General features: G+C 73.0%; 13 protein-coding genes. 7 read left to right on the forward strand and 6 right to left on the reverse strand.

The window, feature by feature from the left end; genetic code table 11:
- Positions 1 to 105: 105 nt before the first annotated feature.
- A complete protein-coding gene (locus tag ACIBF7_RS12690) occupies positions 106 to 924 on the reverse strand; it encodes a chorismate mutase (RefSeq protein WP_397197133.1) in 819 nt (272 codons plus the stop codon).
- A gap of 289 nt (positions 925 to 1,213) precedes the next feature.
- Here ACIBF7_RS12690 and ACIBF7_RS12695 point away from each other — a divergent pair, with 289 nt between their 5' ends.
- Genes ACIBF7_RS12695 through ACIBF7_RS12720 form a run of 6 tightly spaced genes read left to right on the forward strand, consistent with a single transcriptional unit; the run spans position 1,214 to position 8,326 of the window.
- Positions 1,214 to 3,007, forward strand: a complete 1,794-nt coding sequence (locus tag ACIBF7_RS12695) for a protein kinase (protein WP_364227205.1) — start codon at positions 1,214 to 1,216, stop codon at positions 3,005 to 3,007.
- A 10-nt stretch (positions 3,008 to 3,017) separates the two neighbouring features.
- Positions 3,018 to 5,099, forward strand: coding sequence for a protein kinase (locus ACIBF7_RS12700; RefSeq protein WP_397197134.1), 2,082 nt, complete (start codon positions 3,018 to 3,020; stop codon positions 5,097 to 5,099).
- Positions 5,096 to 5,935 (forward strand): AraC family ligand binding domain-containing protein, encoded by an 840-nt coding sequence (locus ACIBF7_RS12705; RefSeq protein WP_397197135.1) that lies wholly within the window; start codon positions 5,096 to 5,098, stop codon positions 5,933 to 5,935. Before ACIBF7_RS12700 ends, ACIBF7_RS12705 begins: the two co-directional genes overlap by 4 nt.
- A gap of 25 nt (positions 5,936 to 5,960) precedes the next feature.
- Complete coding sequence (locus ACIBF7_RS12710; protein ID WP_148032658.1) at positions 5,961 to 6,623, forward strand: AzlC family ABC transporter permease; 663 nt, start codon at positions 5,961 to 5,963, stop codon at positions 6,621 to 6,623.
- Complete coding sequence (locus tag ACIBF7_RS12715) at positions 6,620 to 6,934, forward strand: AzlD domain-containing protein (RefSeq protein WP_219543425.1); 315 nt, start codon at positions 6,620 to 6,622, stop codon at positions 6,932 to 6,934. The genes ACIBF7_RS12710 and ACIBF7_RS12715 overlap by 4 nt, the downstream gene beginning before the upstream one ends.
- Positions 6,935 to 6,943: 9 nt before the next feature.
- Positions 6,944 to 8,326 carry a serine/threonine-protein kinase gene (locus tag ACIBF7_RS12720; protein ID WP_397197136.1) on the forward strand — a complete coding sequence of 461 codons (1,383 nt, stop codon included), beginning with the start codon at positions 6,944 to 6,946 and terminating at the stop codon, positions 8,324 to 8,326.
- Between the two features lie 4 nt (positions 8,327 to 8,330).
- Here the strand turns inward: ACIBF7_RS12720 and ACIBF7_RS12725 are convergent, their stop codons facing one another.
- Genes ACIBF7_RS12725 through ACIBF7_RS12735 form a run of 3 tightly spaced genes read right to left on the reverse strand, consistent with a single transcriptional unit; the run spans position 8,331 to position 10,202 of the window.
- Positions 8,331 to 9,260, reverse strand: coding sequence for an RluA family pseudouridine synthase (locus tag ACIBF7_RS12725; RefSeq protein WP_148032661.1), 930 nt, complete (start codon positions 9,258 to 9,260; stop codon positions 8,331 to 8,333).
- Positions 9,244 to 9,837, reverse strand: coding sequence for a signal peptidase II (locus tag ACIBF7_RS12730; RefSeq protein ID WP_378525093.1), 594 nt, complete (start codon positions 9,835 to 9,837; stop codon positions 9,244 to 9,246). The genes ACIBF7_RS12725 and ACIBF7_RS12730 overlap by 17 nt, the downstream gene beginning before the upstream one ends.
- On the reverse strand, positions 9,801 to 10,202 hold the full coding sequence (locus ACIBF7_RS12735) for a TraR/DksA C4-type zinc finger protein (protein ID WP_148032663.1): 402 nt from the start codon (positions 10,200 to 10,202) through the stop codon (positions 9,801 to 9,803). Before ACIBF7_RS12735 ends, ACIBF7_RS12730 begins: the two co-directional genes overlap by 37 nt.
- Positions 10,203 to 10,668: 466 nt before the next feature.
- Here ACIBF7_RS12735 and ileS point away from each other — a divergent pair, with 466 nt between their 5' ends.
- Entirely contained in the window at positions 10,669 to 13,818 is a 3,150-nt protein-coding gene (gene ileS / locus ACIBF7_RS12740; RefSeq protein ID WP_397197137.1) for an isoleucine--tRNA ligase, read from the forward strand.
- A 50-nt stretch (positions 13,819 to 13,868) separates the two neighbouring features.
- Here ileS and ACIBF7_RS12745 read toward each other — a convergent pair whose 3' ends face one another.
- Together ACIBF7_RS12745 and ACIBF7_RS12750 are read right to left on the reverse strand one after the other, a co-directional pair.
- Positions 13,869 to 14,492, reverse strand: coding sequence for an MBL fold metallo-hydrolase (locus ACIBF7_RS12745; protein ID WP_397197138.1), 624 nt, complete (start codon positions 14,490 to 14,492; stop codon positions 13,869 to 13,871).
- A gap of 38 nt (positions 14,493 to 14,530) precedes the next feature.
- On the reverse strand, positions 14,531 to 15,427 hold the full coding sequence (locus ACIBF7_RS12750; RefSeq protein ID WP_397197139.1) for a LysR family transcriptional regulator: 897 nt from the start codon (positions 15,425 to 15,427) through the stop codon (positions 14,531 to 14,533).
- Positions 15,428 to 15,600 lie beyond the last annotated feature (173 nt).

Raw genomic sequence — 15,600 nt, forward strand, 5'->3', positions numbered from 1 at the left:
AGGTCCTCCGGCATCATCCATCGGAGGTCCTCCCCTCCTGGCATTCGGCTGCCGAGGGTCTCCCCCGGGAGCGTCGCGCGCCGTCTGAGCGAGCAGGGCGGCTGCTCATCCGGCCGCGCGTTCCTCCGCGAGCTGCAGGCCGGCCTCGATGATCGCGTTCATGACGGGAGCCAGCCTGGCCTCGCCCAGGCTGGGGGCGCGTTCGGCCATCCGGGCCACCAGGGCGCGCTCGCGGCCGGGGTCGCGGCCCGCGAAGCCGCCGACCGGCTTGAGCCGCTGGACGCGGCCCGCGAGGGCGGCGCGGCGCTCCAGGAGGGTGGCCAGGGCGGCGTCCACGCGGTCGATCGCCTGACGGCACTCGGCCAGCGTGGCCGGGTCCTCCGGCCGGAGCAGGGCGCCGACGAGGGCGGCCGCCTCCTCCGCCTCGTGCCGGCCGTCGGCGGACACGATCAGGCCGTCGGCGCCCGCCGCGACGGCGGCCGTCGACAGGCCGGGGTCGGCGGTGACGTCCGCCAGCACCGGGCGGCCCGACACGGCGCGCGCCTCGCGCAGCAGCCCCAGGTCGGCGTGCTCGCACAGGATCACCTGGACGCCGCCCTCCGCCTCGCAGTAGTCGGCCACGCCCAGCCACTCCTCCAGGGTGGCCGTGCGGCGGCGTTCCACCACCACCGGCAGCCCCAGCCCCGCCACCGCGCGCACCAGCGGGATGTCCCTGGTCCACGCGCCGCCGATGACCACGCCCTGCGCGCTGGCCGCGATGGCGGGCAGGTCGGCGGCGCTCGCGGGCTCGGCGAGCGTGACGGCGGCGGGCAGCACCGCGTCAGGCTCGCGCAGGCTCACCCGGTCACTGATCACCACGGCGGGTCCTTCGCCCACGGGATGGCCGCCCAGCGGGACCACGTGGCGTTCCAAGGTCGATGACATCTCGGCTCCCCACTCGGCCGGCTCACCGGGAGCCGGCAAAGAACGTGAAAAGGCAGAGACGAGGCGTCTCTGCCTTTGTTGCCGGCTCCAGGTGGTCGCTAGCTGACGACCGGCCCTCCCGGAGCCGGCTCGGTAAACACGTAGCGACGAGTCATGTTCGCACTTTACACGGCTCACTCCACCTAGTGGGACGGGCTTCTCGAATAGCGGACTGTCCTCGCGGCGAGTCGCCGTTGATCCCCGGCTATGGGAGTATTTCTTGGCCTAGAGGGAGGGTTTGAGGCCGTTGATGTCGGATCACAAGCCGGGCGGACGCCGCATCGCCGGTCGTTACCACCTGCAAGAACCCATTGGCAAGGGTGGCATGGGCATCGTGTGGCGAGCCCATGACGAACTGCTCGACCGCACCGTCGCGGTCAAGGAGGTCAGATACGCGGCCGCTCTGGGCGACGAGGTGCAACTGCTGAACCGGCGCACGATGCGTGAGGCGCGGGCCGCGGCCAGGTTCGAGCATCCCAACGTGATCGTCGTGCACGACGTGATCGAGGAGGACGGCCGGCCCTGGATCGTCATGCAGCTCGTGCAGTCACGGTCGCTCGGCGCCGTGATCAAGAACGACGGGCCGCTCCCTCCCAAGCGGGTGGCCGAGATCGGCCTGGCGGTGCTCGACGCGCTGCACCGCGCCCACGAGGCGGGGGTGCTCCACCGCGACGTCAAACCGGAGAACGTCCTGCTGGCCGACGACGGCCGCGTGGTGCTGACCGACTTCGGCATCGCCACGCTGGAGACCGAGACGCAGCTGACGGTGACCGGCCTGGCCGGCACGCCGGCGTTCATCGCCCCCGAGCGGCTGAAAGGGCTGCCCGCGCGGCGCGAGTCCGACCTGTGGGCGCTGGGCGCGACGCTCTACACCGCCGTCGAGGGCCGCTCGCCGCACGAACGCGGCAACGCCCTGGCCACCATGCATGCCGTGCTCACCGACGAGCCCGATCCGGCCACGCACGCCGGGCCGCTGGCGCCGGTGATCGACGGGCTGCTGGCCAAGGAGCCGGTGCAGCGGCTCATGTACGAGGAGACGGAGCGGCTGCTGCGGCAGACGATCGCCGCGTCGAGCGAGCCACCGGCCGTGCGGACGGCGAAGATGCCGAAGGTGCCGCCGGTCGAGGACGACATGCCGACCGACCCCAACCTGATGCCGGTGCCCCCGCCCCGTCCCGCTCCTCAGCCGGTGTCCAAGCCCGCGCCCCGGCCCTCCGTGGCGCCGCCGCCCGAGACCGGCGCGCGGATCACGCCGGCGACCGAGCACCCACCGACGCCGCCTCACGACGCCGAGTCCACGATGAACGCCGACTCGGCCGGCAGGCGCCAGGCGCTGCCCGTGATCGCGGCCGTGACGGCCGTGCTCCTGGTCGCGGGCGTCGGCGGCTACCTCGGCCTGCGGGCCACCCCGGAGGACCCGTCCGGCGGCCCCGGCCCCACGACGGCTGCCAGCACCGCCGCCACCTCCGAGCCGACCGGCGCGGCGACCACGGACGCGGCCGAGCCGTCGTCGAGCCCTTCCCCCACGGTCAGCGAGTCCCCGTCGGCCACGCCCTCCCCCACGCCCACCGAGGAGGAGACGGCACAGGCCGCCACCCTGCCCTCGGGCTGGAAGTGGTACAAGGACAAGCAGCTCGACTTCACCATAGGGCTGCCCAAGGGCTGGGACGTCTACAAGCGTGAGGGTTCCCAGGTGTTCTTCCGCGGGCCCGGCGCGGGCTCCAACGCGTTCGTGTCGGTCGACCGGGCCTCGAAGCCCGGCAGCGACCCGGTCAAGGACTGGCGGAAGCAGGAGAAGACGGCCAAGTACGGGTTCGGCGGCTACCAGCTGATCGACATCAAGGCGGTCGACTACCAGAAGGCCGCCGCCGACTGGGACTTCACCTGGAACACCAACACCGGCAAGACGAGGGTGCGCAACCGGGGATTCATCACCGACAACGGCCGTGGTTACGCCATCTACTGGCACAACCTCGCAAGTCGCTGGAAGAAGGACTACCACTTCTTCGAGACGTTCTGCGCGACCTTCAAACCCGACCAGTAGGCTGCCCCGCGTGGACAGGCAGGTCGGCAATCGCTACCGCCTCGTCGAGCCGCTCGGTGAGGGCGGCATGGGCGTGGTGTGGCGTGCCTACGACGAGCTGCTCGACCGTACGGTCGCGATCAAGGAGGTCCGCTACAGCGGGGTCGGCGAGCGGCAGCGGGCCGAGCTCAACCGCAGGACCATCCGCGAGGCCAGGGCCGCGGGCCGTCTGGACCACCCGTCGGTGGTGGTCATCCACGACGTCGTCGAGGAGGACGGGCGGCCGTGGATCGTCATGCAGCTCGTCCGTTCCCGCTCCCTGGCGGAGGCGATCCGCGCGGACGGGCCGCTGCCGGTGGCGCGGGCTGCGGCGATCGGCGCGCGGGTGCTCGACGCGCTCCGCGCCGCGCACGCGACCGGGGTGCTGCACCGCGACGTCAAGCCGGAGAACGTGCTGCTGGCCGACGACGGGCGGGTGGTGCTGACGGACTTCGGCATCGCCACCATGGAGTCCGAGGCGGGGCTGACGGCGACCGGCAGCCTCGTGGGCACGCCCGCGTACATGCCTCCCGAGCGGCTGAACGGCGAGCCCGCCAGGCCCGAGTCCGACCTGTGGTCGCTGGGGGCGACCCTGTACGCGGCGGTGGAGGGCGGGCCGCCGTTCCGGCGCGACTCGTGGGCGGCGACGGTGGCGGCGGTGCTCCGCGACGCGGTCGAGCCGCCCCGCCGGGCCGGGGCGCTGACACCGGTGATCATGGGCTGGCTCCAGCGGGACCCGGGCACCCGCCTGCCCGCCGGCCAGGCCGCCCAGCTCCTCGACGCCGCGTCCATGGACCGGCCCTTCCCCGGCCACGGACACCAGCCGCCCGGCCCGTACGGCGCGTTCCACCAGCAACCGGCACCCTTGGGCCCCGACAGTCGATACGCAAGCCCGTCCCCGCCCCACACAGGCGCCCCGCAGGGAGCCTCGGGCCATCAAGGCGCGGGCCCAGCGCCCCACCACGCCGGCACCTCGTACGGAACCTCGGGCCCTCACGACGTGGGCTCGGGACCCCACCACGCCAGCGCCTCGGGGCCCCACGGCGCGGGCCCAGCGCCCCATCACGTCGGCGTCCCGCACGGGCATTCGGGTCCGGGCGGAGGGGATTCCGCTCCGCTCGACTCTCACGGAGGCTCCGGCTCGTACGGGACGCCGCCGCAGGGGACGGGCCCGCAGAGGTCCCCGCATGGGACGGTGACCGGCGGTGGGCGGTCGGGCGGGAAGCGGTGGGTCGTGGTGGCGGCGGCCGTGGCCGCGCTCGTGGTGGTCGGCGGCGGAGGCGTGGTGCTCGTTAATCTGCTGGGGAGCGAACCGGGCGTCGGGGCCGTCGGGCCGACGGAGAGCGCCCACGGGCCGTCCGGAGAGCCTCCGCGCCAGCCGACCCGGGAACCCGGCGGGGACCCGACAGCGGGCGGTACAGGGGAGCCGACGGGCGAGCCCACCGGGAATGCGAGCGGCGTGCCGACCGGCAACGCGACCGGCGAACCCGACGGGAACACGACCGGAGAGCCCACCGGCAACGCGACCGGCGAACCCGACGGGAACACGACCGGAGAGCCCACCGGCAACGCGACCGGCGAGCCCACCGGGAACGTGACCCCCACCGGAAACCCGGTCCCCGCCGGTTGGCGGGCGTATCGGAACGCGGCCGGGGGGTTCTCGGTCGCCGTGCCGCGCGGCTGGCGCGCCGTCAAGAATCCGCAGCGCGACAGCGTCACCTTCAGCGGCCCCGGCACCCCCGGCGTGATGATCGTCGAATGGACCGTCCCCGAGGGCGACCACGCGACCCCGGCCGACCACTGGCGGGCGCTGGAGCGGGAGATCCTCCGCAAGGGCGAGTTCCCCGGCTACGAACGCGTCGCCATCCGCGCGATCGAGTACCAGGGCCGCCCCGCCGCCGACTGGGAGTTCACCCGCTCCCGCGACGGCACCGCGATCCACGTGATCAACCGGGGTTTCACCACTGCCGGCGGCCGCCCGTTCGCGCTCTACTGGGAGACCACCGGCGCCCGCTGGGAGCGCGACAGGCGCTTCTTCGAGACGTTCACCGCCACGTTCCGGCCGGCGCGATGAGCGGGCGGCCGCAGGAGCGGGCCCGCTTCTGGCGTCATCCGGCGGTGCCCGAGGTGGACCTGCTCAAGGCCCGCTACGTGACCCACCGCTTCTCCCGTCACGTGCACGAGGGGTACGCGATCGGGATCATCCTCGACGGCGTGGAGGAGTTCGAGTACCGGGGCGACCTGCACCGGGCCGCGGCGGGCGAGGTGGTCCTGGTGAACCCGGACTCGGTGCACACGGGCCAGGCCGGTGTGGACGGCGGGTGGGCGTACCGGATGCTCTACCCGTCGGTCGCGGCGGTCGGCGAGGTGGCGGCCGAGCTGGGCCTGCCGAAGGGCACTCCGTACTTCCCCGAGCAGGTGGTGCGCGACCCCGAGGTGGCGGCGCTGATGGCGCGCGCGCACCAGGCGACCGAGCGCGGCGACGACCTGGCGGCGTCCACGCTGACCCGCACGCTGTTCGGGCGGCTGCTCGCCCGGTACGCGGTGCCGCGCCCGGCGGTGACGCTGTCGCCCGAGGGGCGGCGGGCGGTGCGGCAGGCGATGGAGGTGCTGCACGAGCGGCTGACCGACCCGCCGGCGCTGGACGACCTGGCGCGGATGGTCGGCGCGCGGCCGTTCCCGCTGCTGCGGGCGTTCAAGGCGGCGACCGGGCTGCCGCCGCACGCCTATCTGAACTCGCTGCGGGTGCGGCAGGCCCGGCACCTGCTGCGCTCCGGCGTGCGGCCCGCGGACGTGGCCGCCGAGGTGGGCTTCACCGACCAGGCCCACCTGAACCGTCACTTCAAACGCGTGGTAGGGGTACCACCGGCTGCCTATCAACGCACCGCAGGAACGTACAAGAAACGGTAGTGACCTGCGCATATCCTCATATCCCATGGAACAGACGACACTCCGTTCCGCCGCCATCCGGGACGGTCTGGGTGTGGGTCTGGCCGTCGGGCTGTCCGGGGTCGCCTTCGGCGCCGCGGCGGTCACGGCCGGGCTCACCGTGCCGCAGGCGTGCGTGCTGAGCCTGCTGGCGTTCACGGGCGCCTCGCAGTTCGCGTTCGCGGGCGCGGTGGGGGCGGGCGGCGACCTGGTCTCGGCCGCGTCGGGCGCGCTGCTGCTCGGCGCCAGGAACACGCTGTACGGGCTGCGCATGGCCGACGTGCTGCGGGTGCGCGGAGCGCGCAAGCTGGGCACCGCCCAGGGCGTCATCGACGAGACGACCGCCGTCGCCCTGGCCCAGCCGACCCCCGAGGCGGCCAGGGCGGGCTTCTTCACCACCTTCGCCGCGGTCTACGTGGGCTGGAACGTGACGACGCTGCTCGGGGCGATCGGCACGAGCTCACTCGGCGACCCGGGGATGCTCGGGCTGGACGTGGTGGGGCCCGCCACGTTCCTGGCGATCCTGTGGCCGCGGCTGAAGGAGCGCGCCGAGCTGCGCGCGCTGGCGGCCGGCGGCATGGCCATCGCGCTGGCGGCGACTCCGTTCTTCCCGCCGGGCGTGCCGGTGCTGCTGGCGGCCGTGGCGGTGCTGGTGGTGATGCTGCGATGACCGCGCTGTGGTGGGCGATCGCCGGGGTGTGCCTGGGGTGTTACGCGCTCAAGCTGGCCGGGCTGGCCGCGCCGCGCCAGGTGCTCGACCACCCGGTGGTGAGCCGCTTCGCCGAGCTGGTGCCGGTGGCGCTGCTCGCGGCGCTCATCGGGGTGCAGATGTTCACGCAGGACGGCGCGCTCGCGTTCGACCTGGCCCGCACGGCCGGTCTGGGGGCGGCGATCGTCGCGTTGCTGCTGCGTGCTCCGTTCCTGGTGGTTCTGGCGGCGGCCGCCGCCGTGACAGCGGTTGCCCGGGTCTTTCTGGGGTAGTCGCCCCGCATGTCCGATTCTGTGGGGATTGTTGGGGGCCGTTACCGGCTGGTCAGGACGATCGGGCGTGGCGGCATGGGTACCGTCTGGCAGGCCCACGACGAGGTGCTCGGCAGGGACGTGGCCGTCAAGGAGGTCCTCCCGCCCCCTGATCTGACAGGACCGGAACGCGACCTGTTCACCGTGCGCACCTTCAGGGAGGCGCGCGCGGCCGGCCGGGTCGCGCACCCGTGCGTGGCCGCCGTGTACGACGTGCTGGAGGAGCACGGGCACCCGTGGATCGTCATGCAGCTCGTCCGGTCGCGGACGCTGGGCGAGCTGGTGCGCGAGAACGGGCCGATGCGGCCGGCCGAGGCCGCGAACGTCGGGCTGCAGCTGCTGGAGGCGCTGCGCGCGGCGCACGCGGCCGGGGTGCTGCACCGGGACGTCAAGCCGGACAACGTGCTGCTGACGGACGACGGCAGGGCCGTGCTCACCGATTTCGGCATCGCCACCACCGAGGACGAGGCGCCGGTCACCAGGACCGGGATCCTGATCGGCACCCCCGCCTTCATGGCTCCCGAGCGGGCGGCGGGCGGCCCCGCCGAGACGGCCTCGGACCTGTGGTCGCTGGGCGTGACCCTGTACGTGGCGGTCGAGGGCCATTCGCCCTTCCACCGGTCGAACGCGCTGGCCACGCTGGGCGCGGTCATGCACGCCGAGCCCGCCCCGCTGTCGCGGGCGGGCGTGCTGGGGCCGGTGCTGCTGGGGCTGCTGCGGAAGAACCCGGCCGACCGGATGACGGTGGACGAGGCGGAGCAACGCCTGACCGCGATCATCAGGGGCATCGGGCCGGAGCCGACCGGGCCGGTGCCGCTCGCGGAGGTGACCGGCGGCGACGCGGCGGCGATCGCGCCGGCGGCGCGGACGCCGCCCGGCAGGCGCAGGCAGCCGCTGCTCGCCCTGGGCCTCGGCGCGCTGGTCACGGCCCTGGTCACGGGCGGCGCGGCGTGGTGGTCGCACCGGCCGCCCGAGACGTCGGGCCCGCCGGCCGTGGTGCACACGCCGCAGCAGACCGCGACCGTCTCCGGCCCGCCGCCCAGCACCGGGTCCAAGGACGGCGACGGGCGCGAGGCCGGGGACCCGCCCGGCCGCTCCGAGGCCCGCCGTGACGACTCACCGCCCGCCACGTACGAGACGTCGCGCCCCGACCGGGACTCTGGCCCCGACCGCCGCGCCCAGAGGCGGGCCGACCCCACGCCCGAGGAGAGGCCCACCAGGTCGGCCGCGCCCACCCGATCCGCGGAACCGGAGCCGGAGCCGGAGCCCGAGCCGGACGAGGACGGGCCCGGCGAGGTGGAGCCGTCGCGCGGCGGCGGCGCGCAGGCCGAGCACTGGCACGCCTGGGAGTAGCCGGTCAGGACTCGGCGCGGACCAGGTCCAGCGCCTTCTGCAGGTCCTCGGGATAGTCGGTGCCGAACGACATCCACTCCCCCGTCGACGGGTGCTCGAAGGCGAGCGAGACCGCGTGCAGCCACTGGCGGGTGATGCCCAGCCGGGCGGCGAGCGTCGGGTCGGCGCCGTACAGCATGTCGCCCACGCACGGGTGACGCAGCGCGGACATGTGGACCCGGATCTGGTGGGTCCGGCCGGTCTCCAGGTTGATGTCGAGCAGCGACGCCGCCCGGAACGCCTCGATGGTGTCGTAGTGGGTGACGGACGGCTTGCCGCCCGCGACCACCGCGAACCTGCCGTCGCCCGACGGGTGGCGGTCGATGGGGGCGTCGACCGTGCCCCTGAACGGGTCGGGGTGGCCCTGAACCAGCGCGTGGTAGCGCTTGTCGACGGTGCGCTCCTTGAAGGCGCGCTTGAGGTGGGAGTAGGCGTGCTCGCTCTTGGCGACGGCCATCGCGCCCGTGGTGTTGGCGTCGAGCCGGTGCACGATGCCCTGCCGCTCGGCGGCGCCGCTGGTGGCGATCGTGTGGCCGGCGCCGAGCAGCCCGCCGATCACGGTGGGGCCGGTCCAGCCCACGGTCGGGTGGGCGGCCACCCCGATGGGCTTGTTGACCACGATGATGTCGTCGTCCTCGTAGACCACCCGCATGCCGGGCACCGGCTCGGCGACCGGCATCGGCGTGACGACCGGCGGCGGGAGCGTCACGTCCAGCCAGGATCCGCCGCGCACGCGGTCGGACTTGGCCGGTTGCCTGCCGTCGACCATCACCTCCCCGGCGGCGATCAGCTCGGCCGCGCGGGTGCGCGAGAATCCGAACAGCCGGGAGAGCGCGGCGTCGAGCCGCTCTCCCTCCAGCCCGTCGGGCACGGGCAGGCTACGCTGCTCGGCCACTCTTGCCCTCCCTCGTTCCGTCGATCTGGTAGCCGCGCCAGGCCAGGATCACCGCCAGGATGCCGCCGCACACGATGGCCGAGTCGGCCACGTTGAACACCGGGAAGTAGTCGATGACCGGGAAGTTGCCCGGCAGCACCTCGACGAAGTCGACCACGTGCCCCTGCAGCTGGGTCGGCCGGCCGAAGCCGGACGGGTAGCGCAGCAGCCGGTCGGTGAGGTTGCCGAGCGCCCCGCCGAGCAGCAGCCCCAGCGTGATCGCCCACGGCATGCTCACCAGCTTGCGCGCGGTGCGGATGATGGCGGCGACCACACCGGCGGCGATCAGGGTGAAGACGAACGTCATCCCGGTGCCGATGCTGAAGGCGGCTCCGGAATTGAAGATCACCCTGAACTGGAGGACGCCGGGGATCACCACCAGCGGCGGCTCCCCCTCCAGCGCCTCCAGCACCACGGTCTTGGTGACGAGGTCGGCCACGTAGATGACGGCCGCGAGTGAGGTGAGGACGGCGAGGACCCGGCCCCGCCGTCCGCCCGCCGCTACCGGCGTTCCTCCCTCTGCTTGCACGTCACGCACAGCGTCGCCCTCGGGAACGCCTGAAGGCGTTCCTTGCCGATCGGCTTGTGGCACGATTCGCACACTCCATAGGTCCCTGCGTCGATCCTGGCGATCGCACGTTCGTTCTGCGCGACCAGGTCGCGTGCATTCAGGGTAAGGGCGATCTCGCGTTCCCGCTCATACGTCTTGGCGCCGGCGTCCGCCGTATCGTCGCCGGCGCCCTGGGTGACGTCTCCGGACGCGATCTCGCTCTCGTGGCGCAGGATGTCCGCGTTCAGCTCGTCTATCTCGGTTCGCAGGCTGCCGCGTACCTCGGCCAGCTCCTCGTCCGACCACATCGACGGGGTCGCGGTCTGCGTGACTGCCGCCATGGTTGCCTCCATGCTGTTGGGCGATGCCGATCTCGGGCTGGTCAAGGCCGTGATTGGTGCGGGCAGCCTAGGTTCCTCATAACGGAACGGCAAACGACCCGCCGGACGGATTACCCCTCCCGTACTATCCCGCCTCGCCCTTCTAACTCCTGCCCAGGCGACTCCATTCCCACAAATTTGTCACTTCCAGGACTTCTCCCCCTTGCCTGGTGCGCAGCCTCGAAACCCGGAAGCTTCAGTCTCCGCTCTGCGTTATGGTGTGAACCTGCAAGGCGTTGATGGGGCCCTCTCGCGAGGGGCATCACCCCGGAGCCGCCGGAAGAACGGCTCGATCGAGCTCACTAGACCCGGCAGCAGCCAGAAAGAAGAGGGTCTCACCGAGCGTGAGGCCAAGAAGGGTGGTACCGCGGGGCCCGTCGGCCTCGTCCCTTCACGCAACCTGTCTGCAGATCAGAGACGCGTGGAGGTCCCGCCCGACATGTCTTCGCCACCGTTCCGCTCCCTTCCCGCGCAGGTCGACCTGCCCGCGCTTGAGCGTGAGGTCCTGGACCGCTGGCGCGATGGGAAGATCTTCGAGCGCTCCGTCCAGCAGAACGAGGGCAACCCCGCGTGGGTGTTCTACGAGGGCCCGCCCACCGCCAACGGCCTGCCCGGTGTCCACCACGTCGAGGCCCGCGTCTTCAAGGACATCTTCCCCCGCTACAAGTCGATGCGCGGCTTCAGCGTGCCGCGCAAGGCCGGCTGGGACTGCCACGGCCTGCCGGTCGAGGTCGGCGTGGAGAAGGAGCTCGGCCTCTCCGGCAAGCGTGACATCGAGTCCTACGGCATCGCCGAGTTCAACGCCCGCTGCCGCGAGTCCGTGCTGCGGCACGTCGACGCGTTCGAGCAGCTCACCGAGCGGATGGGCTACTGGATCGACCTGTCGACCGCCTACCGGACGATGGACCCCGCCTACGTCGAGGCCGTCTGGTGGTCGCTGAAGGTCATCTTCGACAAGGGGCTGCTGTTCCGCGACTTCCGGATCACGCCCTACTGCCCGCGCTGCGGCACCGGCCTGTCCGACCACGAGCTGGGCCAGCCGGGCGGCTACGAGACCGTGACCAGCCCGTCGGTGTTCGTGCGGATGCCGGTCACTTCCGGGCCGCTGGCCGAGCTGGGCGCCAAGCTGCTCATCTGGACGACCACGCCGTGGACGCTGGTGTCCAACACGGCGGTGGCGGTCCACCCCGACGTGACCTACGTCGCCGCCCGCACCGGCGACGGCGAGGTGCTGGTGGTGGCCGAGCCGCTGCTGGCCGCGGTGCTGGGCGACGACGTCACCGAGGTGGCCCGCTTCACCGGCCGCGAGCTGGAGCGCACCCCGTACGAGCGCCCGTTCGAGCTGGTCGACATCCCCGGCGCCCACTACGTGGTGCTCGGCGACTATGTGACCGTCGAGGACGGCACCGGCCTGGTCCACCAGGCGCCCGCGTTCGGCGCCGACGACCTGGCGGTGACCAAGAAGTACGCGATGCCGGTGGTCAACCCGATCGGCCCCGACGGTCGCTTCCTGGACGACGTGCCCATGGTGGGCGGGGTGTTCTTCAAGGACGCCGACGAGCGGCTCACCGACGACCTGCGCGAGCGCGGGCTGCTGTTCCGCGGCGGCCACTTCGACCACAGCTACCCCCACTGCTGGCGCTGCCACACGCCGCTGCTCTACTACGCGCTGCCGTCGTGGTACATCCGCACCACCGCGGTCAAGGACCAGATGCTGGAGGAGAACTCCAAGACCAACTGGTTCCCCGACACGATCAAGTGGGGCCGCTACGGCGAGTGGCTGCGCAACAACGTCGACTGGTCGCTGTCGCGCTCCCGTTACTGGGGCACGCCGCTGCCGCTCTGGGTCTGCTCGGCCGACGAGTCCCACGTGACCTGCGTCGGCTCGCTGGCGGAGCTGGGCGAGCTGGCGGGCCGGAACCTCTCGTCGCTCGACCCGCACCGGCCGTTCGTCGACGACGTGACCTTCCCCTGCCCGTCCTGCTCGGCCGAGGCGCGCCGGGTGCCCGACGTGATCGACGCCTGGTACGACTCGGGCTCGATGCCGTTCGCCCAGTGGGGCGAGGCGGGCAAGCCCGAGGGCGTCTACCCGGCGCAGTTCATCTGCGAGGCGACCGACCAGACGCGCGGGTGGTTCTACTCGCTGATGGCCGTGGGCACGCTCGTGTTCGGGCAGTCCTCGTACGAGAACGTGCTCTGCCTCGGGCTCATCCTGGCCGAGGACGGCCGCAAGATGAGCAAGCACCTGGGCAACGTGCTGGAGCCGATGCCGCTGATGGACCAGCACGGCGCCGACGCGCTGCGCTGGTTCATGGCCTGTGCGGGCTCGCCGTGGTCGGCCCGCCGGGTGGGGCACGGCGCGCTGGAGGAGATCGTCCGCAAGGTCCTGCTGACCTACTGGAACACCGCCTCCTTCTTCACGCTCTACGCCAACGCCGAGGAGTGGTCGCCGGCCGATCTGGCCTCGGCGCCGCCCGCGGCCGAGCGGCCGCTGCTCGACCGGTGGGCGCTGGCCGAGCTGCACCGCACGGTCGCCGAGGTGACGGCCGCACTCGACGTGTACGACACGCAGCGGGCCGGGCGCAGGCTGGCCGACTTCCTGGACGACCTGTCCAACTGGTACGTGCGCCGCTCGCGCCGCCGGTTCTGGCAGGGGTCGCGGGAGGCCTTCGCCACCCTGTACGAGTGCCTGGAGACGGTGACCCGGCTGATGTCGCCGCTCACGCCGTTCGTCACCGACTACCTGTGGGACGTCCTGCGCGCCGAGGACCAGCCGTCCTCGGTCCACCTGACCTCCTGGCCGGCGGTGCGCGAGGAGCTGCTGAACCCGGCGCTTTCGGAGCAGATGGCGCTGGTGCGGCGGCTGGTGGAGCTGGGCCGCTCGGCCCGCGCCTCCTCCGGCGTGAAGACCCGCCAGCCGCTGCGCCGCGCCCTGGTGGGGGCGCACGGCTGGCCGGCGCTGCCGGGTGAGCTGCGCGGCCTGGTCGCGGACGAGCTGAACGTCCAGGCGCTGGAGGACATGTCGGGCTTCAGCGCCGACCTGGTCTCCTACACGGTCAAGCCGAACTTCCGGGCGCTGGGCAAGCGGTTCGGGTCGCGGACCAAGCTGGTGGCCGCCGCGGTCGGCGCCGCCGACGCCGCGTCGGTGGCGCGCACGCTCCGCTCCGGCGCGACCGTGACGCTGGCGGCGGGCGAGCTGGGCGAGGTGACGCTCGGCCCGGACGAGGTGATCGTCACCGAGCAGCCGCGCTCCGGGTGGGCGGTGGAGACCGGCGCGTTCGACACCGGCACCGGCGAGACGGTGGCGCTCGACCTGGAGCTGACCGACGAGCTGCGCCGGGCCGGGCTGCTGCGCGAGGTGATCCGCCTGGTGCAGGAGGCCCGCAAGGCGACGGGCCTGTCGATCACCGACCGGATCTCCCTCTGGTGGCGCTCGTCCGACCCCGACCTGGCCGAGGCGCTGCGCGCGGGCGCCCAGGTCGTCGCCGACGAGGTGCTGGCCACGTCGGTGACGGAAGGCGACGAGCCGGGCCTTCCGGAACACACCGACGCCGATCTCGGCCTCACCTTCCGGCTCCGCCGCGCCTGACGGTGCAGGACCCAGTCCGGCGGGGAAGGTGTCCTTCCCCGCCGGGCGCGTCAAACCTCGGCGGAGCCGCCGACGGGCAGCCGCCGGAACTCGGCGGCGGCCCGCTCACCCTCGCCGGCGAGCACGCCGTCGAGGACCTTGAGCCCCCACTCGTTGAGCAGCCCGTCGTGGATCGCGTACGCGCGCCGCGGCCGTACCGCCCGCAGGTAGCGGATCAGGTCGGGCACCGTCATCCACGGCGCCTGGCCCGGCACCAGCAGCGTCGGCACCTCCACGACGGTCAGCGCGTCGCCCGGGTGCAACACCTCCCCGTCCACCAGGAACCCCACGTTGTCGACCGGCGGCATGTCGGGATGGCTGACGTGGTGCTTCTCCCCCAGGACCGCCACCCGGAACCCGGCCACGTCCAGCACGTCGCCGTCCTTGACCACCCGCACCCGGTCCCCGAGCTCCGTCAGGTGCCGCGCCACCCCGGGACAGGTGTACACGGGCAGGTCGGGACGCTCACGCAGCCGCTCGGGGGCGAAATGGTCGAAGTGCTCGTGCGTGATCAGCACCGCCTCGGCGCCCTCCAGCGCCTCGGGCTCGGGCGTCATCACCCCCGGGTCGATGACCAGGGCCCGGGAGCCCTTCTCCAGCCGTACGCAGGCGTGACCGTACTTGGTGATCCTCATCGACCCATCCTGCCGCCCTTTCACCCTGGTCGCGTCCGCTACCAGGGGCGGGCCAGCCGCTCGCGCGTGGTGTCGAGCAGCAGATCGAGAAAGGCGGCGCAGAGGGCGTCGGGAGCGGCGCGGGTGTAGGCGGTGAGCTCGCGGGTCACCCGGGGCACCGGCTTGAGCGTGTGGCCGTCGTAGCCGGCCGGCACCACATTGGCGGGGATCAGCGCGGGCCCGAGCCCCGCGGCGGCCAGGATCGGCGCGGACGCCGTCTGCTCGGCCCTGACGGCGATCTTCGGCTGGAAACCCGCCGCGGCGCAGGCGCGGTCGAGGATGTCGGCGAGGCCGTTGCCGGGCGCGTAGTGGACCCAGCGCCGCTCCCGCAACTCCTCCAGGCGGGCCTCGGCCGCCTGCCGGCCGGCCAGCGGGTCGTCCCGCGAGACGGCGATGACGAACTCCTCCTCGCCGAGGGTGTGCACCGGCCCGGCCCAGCCGTGCGGGCGGGGGCCGATGGCCAGGTCGGCCTGCCCGCCGGCCATCGCCTGGGCGAGCTCGTCGGAGTGCCGGTGCTCGAACAGCCGCACATCGACGCCCGGATGGCGGCGGCTCCAGACCCGCAGCGCGGCGGGCAGGACGCCCAGGCTGACCGAGTAGACGGCCGCCAGCCGCAGCTCACCCGCGCTGAGCCCGGCGGCCCGGCGCACCGCGGACACCGCACCGGCCGCGTCGGCCAGCGCGGCCCGCGCGTGGGGCAGCATGGCCCGCCCGGCCGGGGTGAGGGTGACGCCGCGCGGCGACCTTTCGAGCAGCGCGGCCCCGATCGCCCGCTCCAGCGCCTGCACCTGGTGGGACAGGGCGGGCTGCGTGACGTGCAGGAGCTCGGCGGCGCGCGTGAAGGACCCTTCGTCCACGACCGTGACCAGGTATTCGAGCTGCCGCAAGCTGATCATGCACAGAACTTATCAGGACGATAGAAACTATGAGTTGGCCCTATAGAGGACACTCGCCCCAGACTTGTACCGGACAGGCGGAATGGGCCCATGACGGCACCGACGCGGCGGCCGGCTCACACCCAGCGCGAGCACGGCCTGGGGCCGCTGCTCCGAAAGGCCGCCAAGGGCGG

The organism is Nonomuraea sp. NPDC050478 (assembly GCF_044458265.1).
GTDB classification, from domain to species: Bacteria; Actinomycetota; Actinomycetes; order Streptosporangiales; family Streptosporangiaceae; genus Nonomuraea; species Nonomuraea ferruginea.

Coding starts and splice junctions, on each gene's coding strand:
- ACIBF7_RS12745 (WP_397197138.1), bottom strand. CDS start 14,492: ATGAGGATCACCAAGTACGGTCACGCCTGCGTACGGCTGGAGAAGGGC.
- ACIBF7_RS12690 (WP_397197133.1), bottom strand. CDS start 924: ATGTCATCGACCTTGGAACGCCACGTGGTCCCGCTGGGCGGCCATCCC.
- ACIBF7_RS12710 (WP_148032658.1), top strand. CDS start 5,961: ATGGAACAGACGACACTCCGTTCCGCCGCCATCCGGGACGGTCTGGGT.
- ACIBF7_RS12705 (WP_397197135.1), top strand. CDS start 5,096: ATGAGCGGGCGGCCGCAGGAGCGGGCCCGCTTCTGGCGTCATCCGGCG.
- ileS (WP_397197137.1), top strand. CDS start 10,669: ATGTCTTCGCCACCGTTCCGCTCCCTTCCCGCGCAGGTCGACCTGCCC.
- ACIBF7_RS12750 (WP_397197139.1), bottom strand. CDS start 15,427: ATGATCAGCTTGCGGCAGCTCGAATACCTGGTCACGGTCGTGGACGAA.
- ACIBF7_RS12715 (WP_219543425.1), top strand. CDS start 6,620: ATGACCGCGCTGTGGTGGGCGATCGCCGGGGTGTGCCTGGGGTGTTAC.
- ACIBF7_RS12735 (WP_148032663.1), bottom strand. CDS start 10,202: ATGGAGGCAACCATGGCGGCAGTCACGCAGACCGCGACCCCGTCGATG.
- ACIBF7_RS12695 (WP_364227205.1), top strand. CDS start 1,214: ATGTCGGATCACAAGCCGGGCGGACGCCGCATCGCCGGTCGTTACCAC.
- ACIBF7_RS12720 (WP_397197136.1), top strand. CDS start 6,944: ATGTCCGATTCTGTGGGGATTGTTGGGGGCCGTTACCGGCTGGTCAGG.